The sequence below is a fragment of the Streptomyces sp. NPDC001594 genome, from assembly GCF_042893675.1.
In the GTDB taxonomy this organism is placed as follows: domain Bacteria; phylum Actinomycetota; class Actinomycetes; order Streptomycetales; family Streptomycetaceae; genus Streptomyces.
The window spans coordinates 164,893-177,432 of the sequence record NZ_JBIAVB010000014.1; the positions used below are offsets into that span (position 1 = coordinate 164,893).

The following is a 12,540-nucleotide window of genomic DNA, read 5'->3' on the forward strand; positions in this document are numbered from 1 at the left end:
CTACTCCTCGGTGAGCTGGCGGAGCCGGGCGAGGGCGGCGTCGTCCTCGTCGGTGAACTCGTCGCTGCGGACGGCCATGTGGTCGGCGGCGAGGTCGAGGGCGAAGGCCAGGAACTGGCGCTCGGCGGCGGTGAGGAGGCTCACGCCCCGGCCTCCCCGACCTCGTCGTCAGCCGGGTCCCACGTGGCGAGCGGGTCCCGCCGCGTGGTGGCCCACATGTAGGTGGGGCACGGCCACGTCAACTCGCATTCGGTGCACAGGCCGGATGTCATGCCGCCGCCGACCTGGCCATGGTGGTGGGCGTCGGCGATGCGGGCCAGCCGGTCGGCGGTGCCGTCCTGCCCTTCGGCCATCCGACGCAGCAGGTACGCCACGCACCGGGCGCCGCGCGCAGCCTCAACCCCGGCGGCGAACTCCAGGCGGATGGCTTCATCCTGAGCTACGGCGACCGCTTCGCGGAAGGCTGCGGCTCGGCCTGATGCCTGCTCGGGTTCGTCCCAAACGATCTCGGTGGCGCCCTTGTGCCCGTGTACGGCCTGGGTATCGGCGATCCGGTCCCAGTGGACGGTGGACGGGCGTTCGCCCCTCCAGCGGAGGCTGGCGGTGCCGTCGGGCCACAGGATGCCGTCGGCGACGATGCCGGTTCCGGAGACGCCGGAGATATCGGTGTGGCGGAGGAGGTGGAAGCGGCGGGGCTGGCTCATGCTCCTGTCTCCTTGGCGGCGTTGTGCGGGGCACCGAGGATGGCCTCGGCAGTGCTGGTCCACGGGTGGTGGTGGCTGCCCTTGGGGATCCCGCAATGGCCACAGAGCGCGCCGGCGCCTGGCTGCTGCGCGCAGGGCTCCGGGCTGGCGGGCGGGTCGATGTCGAGCACGCGTAGGACCCCGGCGAGGACAGTCCCCGGGTCGGCACTGTCCTCGCCGGCCGTGCCCTCGATCGCGTGCCAGGCACGGTCGTGCTCCAGCTCGGTCAGACGGCGGCGGGTGGGGGCGAAGGGCTGCCCGCCGGCTTGCCGAGCCGCTTCCCGCTGGCCCGCGATGACCTCCTCCAGCAGTTCCACCGGGATGAAGGCCTCGGCGTGGCCGGTCTCGCTGCTTCCGGCGGAGAACCGGATCGCGGGCCGGCCGTCGGGCGTACGGCCGGGGAACGCAGCGAGGTCCTGGCCGTCGAGGCCGGGGAGGATGAACCCGGCCCGGGGGAACTTAGCGATGCGGTCCGCGGGTTCCGCCGTGAGGTCCTCGTACGTCGTGGTCTCCACGACGATGCGCCGGCTGCACGGTGTCCCGTCCCGCCAGGCCGGCCGGGTCTCGGTGAGATGGGCCAGCTGCTCGACGGCGGCCTGGCTGTTGGTCAGCGGTAGGCCGGAGACCCATTCGCGGGCGAGGGGGTCGTAGGTCTCGACGTGCCAGCGGACGCGGGGCGGGTGAGCGGTCATGGTGCGGGGTCCTTCCGGGTCAGCGGGTGGCGAGCAGGCGGTCGACGCAGGCGGCGCGCGCCGTGCAGACGTGGCCGTCGGGCGTGCTCTGGAACAGGCGGGTGCCGAGGCGGCCGCAGCGGGCGCACTGCTTCAGCTCGGGGCCGGCCGCCGCGGGGCGGGGCTCGGGCTCGGGGCCTTTCAGGGGGCTGGAGGTGTTCTGCACGGACACGGTGGTCCTTCCGGTGGATGCTGGTGGGGTCGGCCGCCCCGCACTGCCCGCGGGGCGGCCTGCGGCCGGGGTCAGACGCGGTCGGGGTGCGAGGCGATGTCCTCGTCGGCCATGGCCCGCAGGCACGCGGCCTCCGGGTCCTCCTCGGCCTGGACCCCCGCCGCTTCCTCCCGCGACGCGGCAGCGATGACCTGAAGGTGTGCGAGCAGCCGGCCCAGGTCCGTGAGCGGCAACGAGGACCAGTTCGGGTCGGTGCGGAAGTAGAGGGCGGGCGTCCCGTCGTCGAAGACGGCCGTGCTGATGAGGAGTCGGTCGCCGTCGGGGTCGGTGTGGGTGAAGCGGCTGGGGTGGGGGATGGCGCCGGCCGGGGTGGGGGCGAGGCGGATGTCGGTGTGGCTCATGAGGGTGGGTCTCCTTGCGCGCGAGAGGGCGGGAACCGGGTTCGGTCGATCAGGCGGCGTTGGTGTGGCTGGTGCGGGCGCCGTGGGGCTGCTGTCGGCGGGTGCCGGACTTGGGGCTGGTGCAGCGCTGGCCAGGGCGTGCGCCGCACTGGGGGCAGCGGTGGGAGAGGGCGCCGTCGAGGCCGCGGCGGGGCCAGATGGGGCCTAGCTGTTCGCGGATGGCGTCGGGGACGTAGCGGCCGATGTGGTTGAGGCGGTCGCGGAGTTCGGGGCCGGGTGCGACGAGTTCGGGGACACCGACGGGGGCGGTGTGGCCGAGCGCGACGGCTTGTCGGCGGGTGGCGAGGCCGGTGCGGTAGGCCTGTTCGTCGTCGGGGTCGACGCCGGGGGGTTCGGGGTCGGCGTCGCGGTTCATGCGGTCGCGGACGGTCGCCTGCCAGCGGGTGGCGATGTCGGCGGGGAGGATCGGCCATTTGGAGGTGGCGTAGTGCTTCTGGGCGGCGGTGACGGCGTACTCGTACGGGACGTCGACGAGGATGCCGGCCCACATGAGGACCTGGGCGCGTCGCTCGATGGGGTCTTCGCGGCGGACGCGGGGGTCGGCGAGGGCTATTTCGGCGAGGAGCTGGGGGACCTGCTCGGGGTTCATCCGGCACCTCCGGTGTGCTGTAGGCGGAGTTCTTCGGCGATGGACTGCATGTCGGCGAGGTAGGACTGGGCGGCGGAGGGCGGCCCGACGGGGCGCGGGCCGGTGAAGGAGGTGTCCGGCTCCAGGCCGGTCCAGCCGGGGAGGAAGTACTTGGCGCTGAACGGCGGTGTCTGGGCGGCGCGCCAAACGCGTTCGGCGTGTTCGACGAGGGCGCCGACTCCGACGCGGCGTACGGCGTCGCGGAGCTCGATCCACTCCTCGGCGGAGAACTTCCACGTAACCCGCATGTGGCGTGCGCTCATGGCTTGGATGAGGGGCTGGATCTCTCCTCGTCCGCTGGCCGGGACCACGTCAGTGCCGGGCCTGTGCGCCGGGGGGTAGGGGGGAGGTTCCTCCGCAGGAGGAACCTCGGATTGGAGTGGAGGGGATTGGACACCCGTAGCACCCTGGAGGGTGTCACGCTGTGACGCGCGGCCCTGACCTGCGGTTTCATCCCCAAACAGAGGTTCATTTTCGTGCGAGTTCGGCGCAGAACTCGGCGTATTTTCGCGTGAGTTTGCGTCGAGATTCGCGTCAGAATCTCGCGACTTTGCATCGTCACGGGCCCGGTCGCGGCCCTTCTGCTGCCTCTTCCGGCCGTTCTCCCGGGCCGCCTCGATCTGCTTCCGCGACCGGTTGTAGTCGAGGTAGTCGTGCATGACGTACCCGCCGTCCGCCGGCTGCTCGCACTTCGCGCAGCCGTGGCCGACCGGGTGGAGCATGCCGACCGTGACGAGCTTCCTGACGGTGGCGGGGGTCCCGTAGTCGCGGACCACGGCGGCGTCGAGCTGGCCCTCGGTAAGGTGCCTGGCGGAGTACGAGCCCAGTCGGCAGAACAGCCCGGCCGCCGCATTGCCCGCCGCGCGGACCTTCGGGTGCGAGTCGAACCCGTCATCGACGTTGAACCAGGGCATCGGGTGGGTCTCCGTTCGGTGGAGCAGAGGCGGGTGCTGGTGCCCGCCCGGGGCGTTGAACCCCGGGCGCCGGCCAATCCGGACGGGCTGCTGGTCAGGACGTCCTGCGGGACTGAAGGACAGCCCGGCCGAGGCTGGCGACGACCAGGAGGAGCGCGGCGACGGATTCGCTGAACTGCTCCGGGCCCGCCTTGATGGCGGTCGCGTAGAGCGCGTTGGTCATCTCGGGGTCACGGTTGGCGTGGGCGACGAAGAACCGCTGTGCCCACGCCGTCTGGGGGTTCGCTGCGGCCGCCCCCGGCGTGATCTCGCTGAGCGCGAGCATCTCGCCCTTGGCCGGGTCGAATCCGGTGGGGTCGAGGAGCTGCACGGCACGCGTTCCGGCCTCGGCGAAGGCACAGCACACGCCGTACATCTGGCGGGCATCGACGCTGAAGCCGATGGCGTCCAGGGCGTTCGCGGCCTGGTCGACCTCGCCGTGCACGGCTGCGGTGTAGGCGGTGGAGATGAGCTGGGTGAGGGCTTCCATCAGCGTGCTCCTACAGGACGGGGTTGGGGTGCGTGAGTGGTGCAGCGCCAGCCGCAGGGGTACAGGCGGGCCGGGCCGCTGTGATCCGGGTCGGGTACGTCGCAGTGCGGTCGGCCGGTCATACGCGCACTCGGCCCATGCGCATGACCTGGTCGGCCAGATGGGCTGAGGCGACGCAACCCGCAAGGCCGCAGGTCGCTTTGACGTGTCCCTCCGGCTCACGCCCATGGCCCACGAGGAACGCAAGCCGCGCAGGCCTGTAGTGGCGCCCCTGGACGGCAATGAGGTCACCGCCGGACCACACGCGGTGGCCTTCGCCGGCAGCTTGGCTGAGCTCGGCGTAGACACTGAGAAGCGTCCGCTGCTTGGCTCGCGGTTCTAGGTTGAGGTGCTCACGGCGCCGGTAGACGGTCGATATGGGCAGCCCGGTGATCTCGGCGACCTCAGCAGTCGAGTGTTCGCCCGTGGACAGCAGCCGGTCAGCCTCCGTGTAATCCCGGGTCCTCGCCACTGCCGTGTTGCGGCGGCCCGAAGCCAGCTCGCTCCGCTCGTGTTCGGATAGGCCGCCCCAGATTCCGAAGCGTTCGTTGTTGCTGAGGGCGTAGTCCAGGCACCGGTGGCGGACAGGGCAGCCGTAGCAGAGCCGCTTGGCGTCGGTTGCCGAGTGGCCGCGCTCGGGGAAGAACTGGTCCGGGTCGGTCTGGGCGCAGATACCTTCGGTCATCCACTTGGGCGCGGGGGTGATCACCGGGTCACCGCCTTGTCGAACCCGGACCAGTCGCAGCCGTCGAGCGCCCGGGAGTGCGTGGCGGGCACGTCGGCGAGCGGGTGCCCGAGGTGGGCGTAGCCCATGGCGAGGAGGACGTAGGCGTCGGCCTCGTCGTACTTGCATGGGCCCTCGGTGTGGATGCCGTAGGTGTCCTCCACGGCTTCCTTCACGACGGCCTTGAGGGCGGTCCCGGTGAGGCGGACGCCGTTCTCGTCCTTGTGGACGGTGCTGCCGATGGCGTAGGTGACCCGCTTGCTGGGGGTGATCACGGCGTAGGGGATGCGCCGCTTCCACAGGTCGTGGCGGATCATCCACCGCATCGCGGCGAGGACGTCGGCGCCCTGGGTGTGGCCGCGGGAGTACGCGGCGCCCTCGATGAGGACGTAGTCCGCGTTCCGGTAGAACGACGACAGGCCGTCGAGCTGGTAGGCGAGGCGGGCGTGTCGGCTGGTGCTGGTGCACCGGACGTGGTCGGTCCAGCCGTCCCCGGCGACGCCGGAGGCGTTGAGGGCGACGTCGAGGCCGATGACGACGGGGCGGGGTTTGGTCACCGAGGCCGGGAGGGTGAGCGGCATCCCGGTCGCGGGGGTCACGGTGGAGGTCATGTCATGCACCATCCGGAGTCACAGAGGCCGTCGGCCTCGTCGAACATGGGGAGCACGTCGACCCCGTCGGGGATCGCGTCGCGCAGGGGCCGAGCGAACTGGGTCAGGTACACGTGGTCCTTGCCGAGGCGGGTGCGCCGCTCGTTGAGGAGGTCTTCGAGCTGGCACGACTTCTCGAACAGGTCCGGCTCGGTACGGCGCATGGTGTGCCAGGTCTCGGGCCGGTGAAAGGGACAGAAGTAGCAACTGCTCTTGGGGGGCACGGGCAGGCCGGCGTCACGGATGATTCGCGCGCAGTCGGTGCGGCGGAGCCCCAGTTCGAGGAGCGGGTACACGATCTGCTCGTGAGCCTCGACGCGGCGGTTGTTCGCCCGGTGGATCTCGTCGACGCTGATGCCGATACCTACGACGGCCGGGCTGGCTGCGGTCGCTCCGCGCCGCTTCAACTCCTTGGCCGTCACCTTGATCTTGAAATCCGCCGTGCAGCTGCGGGTACCGGGAGCCCCGTTGGACATGCGGACCGGGATCGGGAGCGACCGGGACCCCTCCCGGGTCAGCCGACTCCACAGCGTCTCGACGGTTCCGTCGCGGCGGACCCGGTCCAAGACCACCAGCTCGATCCCGTGGTCGGCGGCGTACGGCTTGGCGTACTCGTCGACGTAGCGCAGGGTTCCAGGGTTCTCGGAGTCGGCGCCGACGTTGGCCATCAGGAACAGGGGGAAGTCGATCTGCCCGGTGGCGGCGAGCACCAACAGCGCAGTGGACTGGACGCCCCCGCCGAAGCTGATCGAGCGGAGCCCGGCGGCCGGGGCCGCGGTGTGGCTCACGCGGTCACCTGCCGGGCGGCCTGGGCCAGGTCGTACGCCTCGCGGGCCGCGCCCTCGTTGGCGGCCTGGAGGATGTCGAGCTGCGCGGCGAGCAGCCGGCGCGCGTCCTCGGACTGGCGGAGCTGGCGGAGGAGGTCGGTCTCACCGGCGGTGAGCGGGCGCGAGATGAGCTCCCGGTGCCGCTCGGACAGGCCCCGCACGACCTCGCGGGCCGAGTCCCGCTCGCCGGTCACGTCGGCGAGTTCCCGCTCCAGGCGGAGGATGTCAGCGCGCTGCTCGGCGGTCTGCTGCTGGAGGGCGCGGTATCGGCGTCCGGATACGGGCATCACAGGTCTCCGTCCTGCTGGTGGGGGATGAGGGGCCACTCGCTGCGGACCACGGCGTTCGGGTCCTTGCGGCGGAGGTACTCCTGGAGGCCGGTGGCCTGCTCGGCGGCCCAGCCGATCTGCTGCTCGTGCAGCTTGGCGAACGAGGCGGCGGCGAGCTCCGGGTAGCGGGCGCCGAGCCTCCAGGCGATCCGACACGCGGCGAGCGCGTCGGCGTCGGCGGTATGCGCCTCGCCCATCGGCACCTCGTAGTGCGCGGCGAGGTTGACGAGCTTGCGGGACCCCTTGCGGTAGCGGTCGACGCGCTTGTCGATGACGTACGGGTCGGTGACCGGGAACCCGCCGGGGAGCGGGGTCAGGCCGTGGCGGCGGGCCTCACGGTCGAGGAGCGTCAGGTCGAAGCGGGCGTTCATCGCGACGATCGGAATCCCGCCGGTGACGGCCTGCCCGAGCGCGGCGAGGACGTCGGCGACGACCTCGGCGGCGGGCTTGCCCTCGGCGCGGGCCCGCGCGGTGGTGACGCCGTGGACGGCGGCCGCCTGCTCGGGGATGTCGATGCCCGGGTCGGCCAGCCACGACGCGGACGCGGTGGGCTGGCCGCCGCCGCACTGCACGACGCAGGCGGTGACGATCCGGTCCGCCTCGACGTCGATGCCGGTGGTCTCCAGGTCGAACCCAGCGAGGCGGCCGAGGTGCCAGGCGCTCATGCGCGCGCCCCCGATCCGGGCTGCGCGACCGCCGGCCAGCCGGACGGCTCCCCGTCCTCGACGACCTCCGCCACGTAGGCCCCGTCCTCATCCGGACCGTCCGGGATGGCGTCGATGTACGCCGGCGGGGCGTCGTCCTCACGGCCGCTGGTTGCCTCGTCGTCCTTCTCGGCGGCCAGCGCCATCAGCTTCTGGGACAGTTCGTCGGAGCCGTCCCGAGCGACATGCCCAGCCTCCCGAGCCCTCCGCCACACGTCCCGAACGTCGTCTGAGCCGAGCGCGGCCTCCGCCTCCGCGACGTAGTCCGGGCGCGGCGCCTCGATCGCGGCGACCGCCCGGGACCCCGTCGGGTCCAACGCGAGGGCGGTCGAGATCGGACCGGCGAGGGCCTGGCGCGGCGTGATGCCGCGCAGCTCCACCACCACGACGGGGAACTTCTTCGTCTGCCCGTCCCGCACGACCTGCCGGGGCTCGATTCGCAGCGTCACCGGCACGAAGCCGCGCCCGTCGGTCCCGGCGAGGACCATGTCGACCATGCCGCCCCACTCCGACGCGGCGTAGAACGAGTGGGTCTCGGCGCGCCACATGCCCATCCCGGACAGGTCCGGGAGCATGACATTCAGCCGGGAGGTGGCGGAGCAGACGCGGCCCTTGGGCTGCTGGTGCCAGTCCTCGCCGAACTGCTGGGCGCAGATGCACGGCTGGCGTGTCAGAAGCTCGGTGGCGCCGTTGCAGCGCCTCTGGCAGCCACCAGCGGACCACATCTCGTTGTACTGGTTCAGGGGGTCGCCGGGCGTGATCAGCGCCTCGATCGCCGACGCCTTGGTGATCACACGCCACTGCTGGATCTTCGAGTTGAGCGGAGCCCACGTCTCCGGCTCGCCGCCCCACAGCCCGGCGGCCGTACGGACGTGCTCCTCCGAGTGGGAGGTGATGACCCAGGTCGCGGACCTCATGGGCTTGTTGCCCTGGGTGTAGCCGGTGCGCAGGCGGCCGTGTTCGGCTGCGCGCCGCTGGATGTTGAGGAGGCGGGAGCCCATCAGGCCGCCTTTCGAGAGGGCGCCGTCGAGGGCGACAGCGCGGAGTACGAGGTGGGCGCGGCGTGCAGCCACCGGGTGCCTTCGAGGAGGCCGCGGAACGCCCGGTGGGCGAACCGGTCGGCGGGCATCGGCACCAGGGCATGCGAGGCGGCGCGGAGGTTGAGGACGCCAGCCCTCTCGATGCGCGGCATCGGGGCGTCGGTGTCGTCGGGGAGGAGGACGGCCTCGCAGTAGCGGAGAGCGGCGAGTTGGAGCGTGTTCTCCGGGTAGACCGACGTTGCACGGCGGGTCGCCGAGGTCTTGTAGTCGATCAGCCACAGTTCCCGGCGCCCGCCGGGGCCGGTCGGCAGCCACACCATCAGGTCGGCCGTGCCGGCGTATCCGAGGCGCCGGTGTACGCAGGTGATCTCTGTGGCCTCGATGTCCTCGTTGAGGTCGACGCCCCAGGAGTCGAGCCACAGCTCCAGCTGCGTGATGTACGGGGCGACCTCCAGTTCCTGGGGGAACGGGGCGCCGAGGACCCGGTTTTCGGCGGCATCGTGGATGCGGTTGCCGAGGTCGGCCGCGCGCTCCTTGGCGTCGCGGTGCACGGCCTTGATCTCCTTAACGACGGCCGTACGGTCGGTGACCAGCCGCAGCGTGATCGAGGGCAGGTGCGCGAGGACGTACTCCGTCGTCAGCTTCACGGCCCACGGGATCAGGGCCTTCTTCGCGACGACGGTGTCGAGCACGTTGGTGACGCTGACGAGGTCGGGGCCCCCGGCGGGGTCGGTGTAGTACCGACCCCGCTCGGTGTCCCGCGCGTGGCGCGGGTTCGTCATCGGCTCTCGTCCTTCGGGTAGTTCGGGACGTAGGAGACCCGGCCGGGCTCGCGGCGCTCGCGGAGGTAGCCGTGCGCGGCGAGCGCCTGAAGGGAGTGGCGGGTGAAGTAGATCGGCGGCTTCGGCTGGATGCTCGCGGTCACCCATCGGTGCGCCTTGCCGGTCGTCCACTCGCCGCCGGTGTTGAGGATGTGGTCGGCGAGCTGTAGGGCCCGCTCGTCAAGCCCGGGCGCCCGGCCGCCGAGGAGGCCGGCGAGCTTGCCCCGCGCCTCGTCGTCGAGGAGCAGCGCCACCGGGCGCCCGTCCTCGGCGACGCAGCAGACGAGGAGCTCGGCCTCACCGGCCTCGCGGTCGGGCTCGACGGAGCAGTCGAAGCGGCGGACGATGAGGGGCTCGTTCACGACGCGCTCCGATCCGCGTTCAGCAGCGCGACGAGGTAGTCGGCGAGCGCCGCCGACCCGACCTCGATGACCGGATCGGCGCAGCACGTGTAGACGCTGCCGTCGTCCGGGTCGTGGTCCTCGTCGGGGCAGACCGGTGCAATACCGGTCGGACAGTCGGTGCCGTCCGTGCTGAAGCAGGTCCGCCAGACCGGGTTAGGGCCTCCGCTGGTCGGACAGGCCAACCAGGCGCGGGCCGCCGCACGGGCGCTGTCGAGGGTGCTCACGCCGCCTCCTCACGCTGGTGCGGGAGCCGGGCCACGGCCGCGGGGTTGAACCGGCCGAGCGTCTCGATCACCGCGTCCAGCTCGGCCCGCAGCCGCAGCGCGGCCGCCAGGTCGATACGGACCTCGGCGTCGTCCATCGCCGCCGCGTCCTCGACGGCCTCGATGAGGTGGTCGAGCTCGCCCTCCCTCGGCGAGGTCACCGCCTCGGCGAGCGCGTCGAGCTGGCGGAGGATGTCCTCGCGGGCCTCGTCGTCGCCCCACGTCGCGACGAGGGAAACGAGGGTGTCGCGGCGGATCTGGTCGACGCGGAGGATCCCGGCCAGCCACATCGTGTCGAGCCTGATCGAGAGGCCGGGCTCCCGGCTCGGGTTGGTGCTCACTGGCCCTCCTTGCGGGCAAAGCGGCGGCGCATCTGCATGCGGGCGAGGATCTGGCGGGCGGTCGGCGCCGACCAGGCGTGCCACCCGGCGGGCGGCTTCCAGCGCTGGGCGTGCTCGCGCTCGGGGATGCCGCAGAGGCGGCAGCCGGACGGGGTGATCGGGCGGTCAGCCACGAGGCACCTCCGGCAGCTCACGGCCGAGGCGATAGTCGTGGTGGAGCGGCGAGTCGTGCGGGTTCTCGGCGGGCCGGATCGCGCCGCGCGCCACCTTCGAGGCCATCCGCTCCAGCACCTCGGCCTGAACGGAGTGCTCCCGGTTCCGGGTCGACCGGTACTCGCGGGCCTTCTTGTACAGCCACGCGGAGACCTCCGCGTAGCGGTCAGCCTCCAGCTGCACGACCCGGGCCCGCAGTCTGGTCAGCTCGGCCGTCGACTCCGGCGACTGGAGCAGCCCCGCCGCCTCCAGGTCGTACGCCAGCTCCGCCGGCGTCGCCGCGCCCCGCTCCATCGCCGCATGCAGCGCACCGGCCGCCGCGCGCACCCGCTGCGCGTTCACGCCGCACGCTCGGGAGCCGTCGCCACCGACTCCAGCACTCCGACCGCGGTGGCCTTGTCGACGGTGTCCGACCAGTCGTCCACGTGCTGCTCCAGCGACCTCCAGTCCCGCCACACCGGCCCCCCGTCCAGCGACAGGGCCAGGAAGTTCACGGCCATGTCGGCCAGCGTGCTCGTGTGCTGCGGCGAGCCCGTCGCCGCGTACCGGATCGCCCCGACCACGGACATCGGGCGGATGAACAGCGGCACGTCGACGCCGTCGCGGCCGAGCGCGTCCAGCACGTAGTCGCCGTGGTGCAGGCCGACCCGGGCGATGACACGGGCGGCCGCGAGGAGGACACCCTCGACCGTGTCCGGCCCGGAGGGCCGGATCGGGAGGGCGACCAGGACCGTACGGCGGAAGCCGGTCGGGAGGTCGGTCGGGCTACTCTGGTGGTTCATGGTGTTCCTCGTCTTCTCGGTGTTGGTGAGGAATGCCGGGGTCGTTCCGGATGGCCGTCCGGGCGGCCCCTTCTTCTTTCTGCCGGTCAGGCAGCGATCGGCCTTTCAGCGGGTGCCGTGGTCGGCTGCTCGGCCGGGGCGGGCTTCGCCGGGTTCGTGAGGATGGGCCGCAGCGCCTCGATCAGCGCATCGCTCGGCGGCGGGGCTGCGGCTACCCGCTTGTGGATCGCGGCGACGGTGGCCGGGCCGAGGATCGCCAGGCGCTCGGCCGGCGTCACGCCGCCACCTCGGTCGTCTCGACCAAGTCGTCCTGGGAGAGCCCGTAGGTCTGCCCGATCTGGAGGAGCGTTTCGAGGCGGGGCCGGGCCTGGCCCCGGAGCATCCGCGACAGCGCGGACTCCGAGATACCGGTACGCCGGGCCATCGCGATGTTGCTCTGATCGCCGACCGCGAGGGCTGCGGCGCGGAGTCGGTCGATGCGCAGGCGGTAGGGCATGTGGGAGGCCTCCTTCCTTGCGGGGGAGCCAGAGTTTCTGTCTCGCCCGAGAGAAAGGTAGCGGGGTTTCTATCTTGCGCGCAAGCAAGGATTTGTGGAGGCGGCGTGTTTTCTTTTATCGAACGTGCGAACGAGTTTGAGTGTTAAGGTGCACGCATGCTTGAAACAGGCCCTGACCTGCAATCTTGCGTGCGAGACAGATTGCTGCAACTTGCTCGCGGGCGAGATACCGTGCCCACATGCGGAGTGACACGGTTCGAGCGCGATTCGGCAGGCTGGTGACAGAGGCGGCCATCAGGGCGGGCTACGACCTCGACAAGCGCGGCACCAAGGCGGTGCTCGCGCGCGATATGGGCATGACGGAGACAGCCGTCGGCCGGATGCTTTCCGGCCAGACGCTCCCCGACCCATGGGCCTACGAACGCATCGCTCAAGTGGTCCACCTGGAGCTGCGCGATCTGCTCATCGAGTCGGGTATCGCGTCACCTGAAGCCCTGTCAACCCCCTCCCAAACAGGGGCAACAGGGGTAGGCTCGGATTCAATCACCCCCGAAGACGCGGCAGACGCACTCGGTCTCACCGACCCCGTAGCACGCGAAATGGTCGCTGCGGGCCTCGAACGACAGCGGCGAATTCAAGCCGCCGAGCGCGAGGCGGACGCCGACGCCGGCGGGAGTGCCACAGCTCAGATGTAGCGGGGGTACGAATGCACGACGCAGCCACACGCGC

Annotated in this window: 23 protein-coding genes and 1 pseudogene; 1 reads left to right on the top strand and 23 read right to left on the bottom strand. The window is 71.6% G+C overall.

The features are described from left to right. The 23 genes and pseudogenes from ACFY0O_RS26790 to ACFY0O_RS26900 all read right to left on the bottom strand — a co-directional run bounded on the left by ACFY0O_RS26790 (window position 1) and on the right by ACFY0O_RS26900 (window position 11,811). Window positions 1-144: a hypothetical protein gene (locus ACFY0O_RS26790; RefSeq protein WP_388951031.1), complete on the bottom strand. Its 144-nt coding sequence runs from the start codon at window positions 142-144 to the stop codon at window positions 1-3. Then, entirely contained in the window at window positions 141-704 is a 564-nt protein-coding gene (locus ACFY0O_RS26795; protein WP_388951034.1) for a hypothetical protein, read from the bottom strand. The genes ACFY0O_RS26790 and ACFY0O_RS26795 overlap by 4 nt, the downstream gene beginning before the upstream one ends. Beyond that, window positions 701-1,435, bottom strand: coding sequence for a hypothetical protein (locus ACFY0O_RS26800; protein ID WP_388951037.1), 735 nt, complete (start codon window positions 1,433-1,435; stop codon window positions 701-703). Before ACFY0O_RS26800 ends, ACFY0O_RS26795 begins: the two co-directional genes overlap by 4 nt. Window positions 1,436-1,454: 19 nt before the next feature. Beyond that, window positions 1,455-1,646, bottom strand: a complete 192-nt coding sequence (locus tag ACFY0O_RS26805; protein ID WP_388951039.1) for a hypothetical protein — start codon at window positions 1,644-1,646, stop codon at window positions 1,455-1,457. A 71-nt stretch (window positions 1,647-1,717) separates the two neighbouring features. After that, on the bottom strand, window positions 1,718-2,047 hold the full coding sequence (locus ACFY0O_RS26810; RefSeq protein ID WP_388951042.1) for a hypothetical protein: 330 nt from the start codon (window positions 2,045-2,047) through the stop codon (window positions 1,718-1,720). Between the two features lie 49 nt (window positions 2,048-2,096). Next, a complete protein-coding gene (locus tag ACFY0O_RS26815; RefSeq protein ID WP_388951044.1) occupies window positions 2,097-2,696 on the bottom strand; it encodes a hypothetical protein in 600 nt (199 codons plus the stop codon). Beyond that, window positions 2,693-2,998, bottom strand: coding sequence for a hypothetical protein (locus ACFY0O_RS26820; RefSeq protein WP_388951047.1), 306 nt, complete (start codon window positions 2,996-2,998; stop codon window positions 2,693-2,695). The genes ACFY0O_RS26815 and ACFY0O_RS26820 overlap by 4 nt, the downstream gene beginning before the upstream one ends. A 745-nt stretch (window positions 2,999-3,743) precedes the next feature. Further along, window positions 3,744-4,178: a hypothetical protein gene (locus tag ACFY0O_RS26825; protein WP_388951050.1), complete on the bottom strand. Its 435-nt coding sequence runs from the start codon at window positions 4,176-4,178 to the stop codon at window positions 3,744-3,746. A gap of 535 nt (window positions 4,179-4,713) precedes the next feature. Further along, window positions 4,714-4,902 (bottom strand): annotated as a pseudogene (locus ACFY0O_RS26830) (WhiB family transcriptional regulator); the annotation flags it as partial. 20 nt (window positions 4,903-4,922) lie between these two features. Continuing rightward, window positions 4,923-5,552: a hypothetical protein gene (locus ACFY0O_RS26835; protein ID WP_388951052.1), complete on the bottom strand. Its 630-nt coding sequence runs from the start codon at window positions 5,550-5,552 to the stop codon at window positions 4,923-4,925. Then, complete coding sequence (locus ACFY0O_RS26840; protein WP_388951055.1) at window positions 5,549-6,379, bottom strand: phosphoadenosine phosphosulfate reductase; 831 nt, start codon at window positions 6,377-6,379, stop codon at window positions 5,549-5,551. The genes ACFY0O_RS26835 and ACFY0O_RS26840 overlap by 4 nt, the downstream gene beginning before the upstream one ends. Then, window positions 6,376-6,705, bottom strand: coding sequence for a hypothetical protein (locus tag ACFY0O_RS26845; RefSeq protein ID WP_388951058.1), 330 nt, complete (start codon window positions 6,703-6,705; stop codon window positions 6,376-6,378). Before ACFY0O_RS26845 ends, ACFY0O_RS26840 begins: the two co-directional genes overlap by 4 nt. Next, window positions 6,705-7,412 (bottom strand): 3'-5' exonuclease, encoded by a 708-nt coding sequence (locus ACFY0O_RS26850; protein WP_388951061.1) that lies wholly within the window; start codon window positions 7,410-7,412, stop codon window positions 6,705-6,707. Before ACFY0O_RS26850 ends, ACFY0O_RS26845 begins: the two co-directional genes overlap by 1 nt. Further along, on the bottom strand, window positions 7,409-8,524 hold the full coding sequence (locus ACFY0O_RS26855) for a hypothetical protein (protein WP_388951064.1): 1,116 nt from the start codon (window positions 8,522-8,524) through the stop codon (window positions 7,409-7,411). Before ACFY0O_RS26855 ends, ACFY0O_RS26850 begins: the two co-directional genes overlap by 4 nt. Further along, window positions 8,452-9,273, bottom strand: coding sequence for a hypothetical protein (locus tag ACFY0O_RS26860; RefSeq protein WP_388951067.1), 822 nt, complete (start codon window positions 9,271-9,273; stop codon window positions 8,452-8,454). The genes ACFY0O_RS26855 and ACFY0O_RS26860 overlap by 73 nt, the downstream gene beginning before the upstream one ends. Further along, window positions 9,270-9,674, bottom strand: a complete 405-nt coding sequence (locus ACFY0O_RS26865; protein ID WP_388951070.1) for a hypothetical protein — start codon at window positions 9,672-9,674, stop codon at window positions 9,270-9,272. Before ACFY0O_RS26865 ends, ACFY0O_RS26860 begins: the two co-directional genes overlap by 4 nt. Beyond that, window positions 9,671-9,940: a hypothetical protein gene (locus tag ACFY0O_RS26870; protein WP_388951073.1), complete on the bottom strand. Its 270-nt coding sequence runs from the start codon at window positions 9,938-9,940 to the stop codon at window positions 9,671-9,673. Before ACFY0O_RS26870 ends, ACFY0O_RS26865 begins: the two co-directional genes overlap by 4 nt. Next, a complete protein-coding gene (locus ACFY0O_RS26875; RefSeq protein ID WP_388951075.1) occupies window positions 9,937-10,320 on the bottom strand; it encodes a hypothetical protein in 384 nt (127 codons plus the stop codon). The genes ACFY0O_RS26870 and ACFY0O_RS26875 overlap by 4 nt, the downstream gene beginning before the upstream one ends. After that, window positions 10,317-10,493 (bottom strand): hypothetical protein, encoded by a 177-nt coding sequence (locus ACFY0O_RS26880; protein WP_388951077.1) that lies wholly within the window; start codon window positions 10,491-10,493, stop codon window positions 10,317-10,319. The genes ACFY0O_RS26875 and ACFY0O_RS26880 overlap by 4 nt, the downstream gene beginning before the upstream one ends. Then, window positions 10,486-10,875 carry a hypothetical protein gene (locus tag ACFY0O_RS26885; protein WP_388951079.1) on the bottom strand — a complete coding sequence of 130 codons (390 nt, stop codon included), beginning with the start codon at window positions 10,873-10,875 and terminating at the stop codon, window positions 10,486-10,488. Before ACFY0O_RS26885 ends, ACFY0O_RS26880 begins: the two co-directional genes overlap by 8 nt. Beyond that, window positions 10,872-11,315 (bottom strand): hypothetical protein, encoded by a 444-nt coding sequence (locus ACFY0O_RS26890; protein ID WP_388951081.1) that lies wholly within the window; start codon window positions 11,313-11,315, stop codon window positions 10,872-10,874. The genes ACFY0O_RS26885 and ACFY0O_RS26890 overlap by 4 nt, the downstream gene beginning before the upstream one ends. 86 nt (window positions 11,316-11,401) lie before the next feature. Then, window positions 11,402-11,593 carry a hypothetical protein gene (locus ACFY0O_RS26895; RefSeq protein WP_388951083.1) on the bottom strand — a complete coding sequence of 64 codons (192 nt, stop codon included), beginning with the start codon at window positions 11,591-11,593 and terminating at the stop codon, window positions 11,402-11,404. Then, complete coding sequence (locus ACFY0O_RS26900) at window positions 11,590-11,811, bottom strand: helix-turn-helix domain-containing protein (protein WP_388951085.1); 222 nt, start codon at window positions 11,809-11,811, stop codon at window positions 11,590-11,592. Before ACFY0O_RS26900 ends, ACFY0O_RS26895 begins: the two co-directional genes overlap by 4 nt. 239 nt (window positions 11,812-12,050) lie before the next feature. Here ACFY0O_RS26900 and ACFY0O_RS26905 point away from each other — a divergent pair, with 239 nt between their 5' ends. Further along, window positions 12,051-12,506: an XRE family transcriptional regulator gene (locus ACFY0O_RS26905; RefSeq protein WP_388951087.1), complete on the top strand. Its 456-nt coding sequence runs from the start codon at window positions 12,051-12,053 to the stop codon at window positions 12,504-12,506. Window positions 12,507-12,540: the final 34 nt, after the last annotated feature.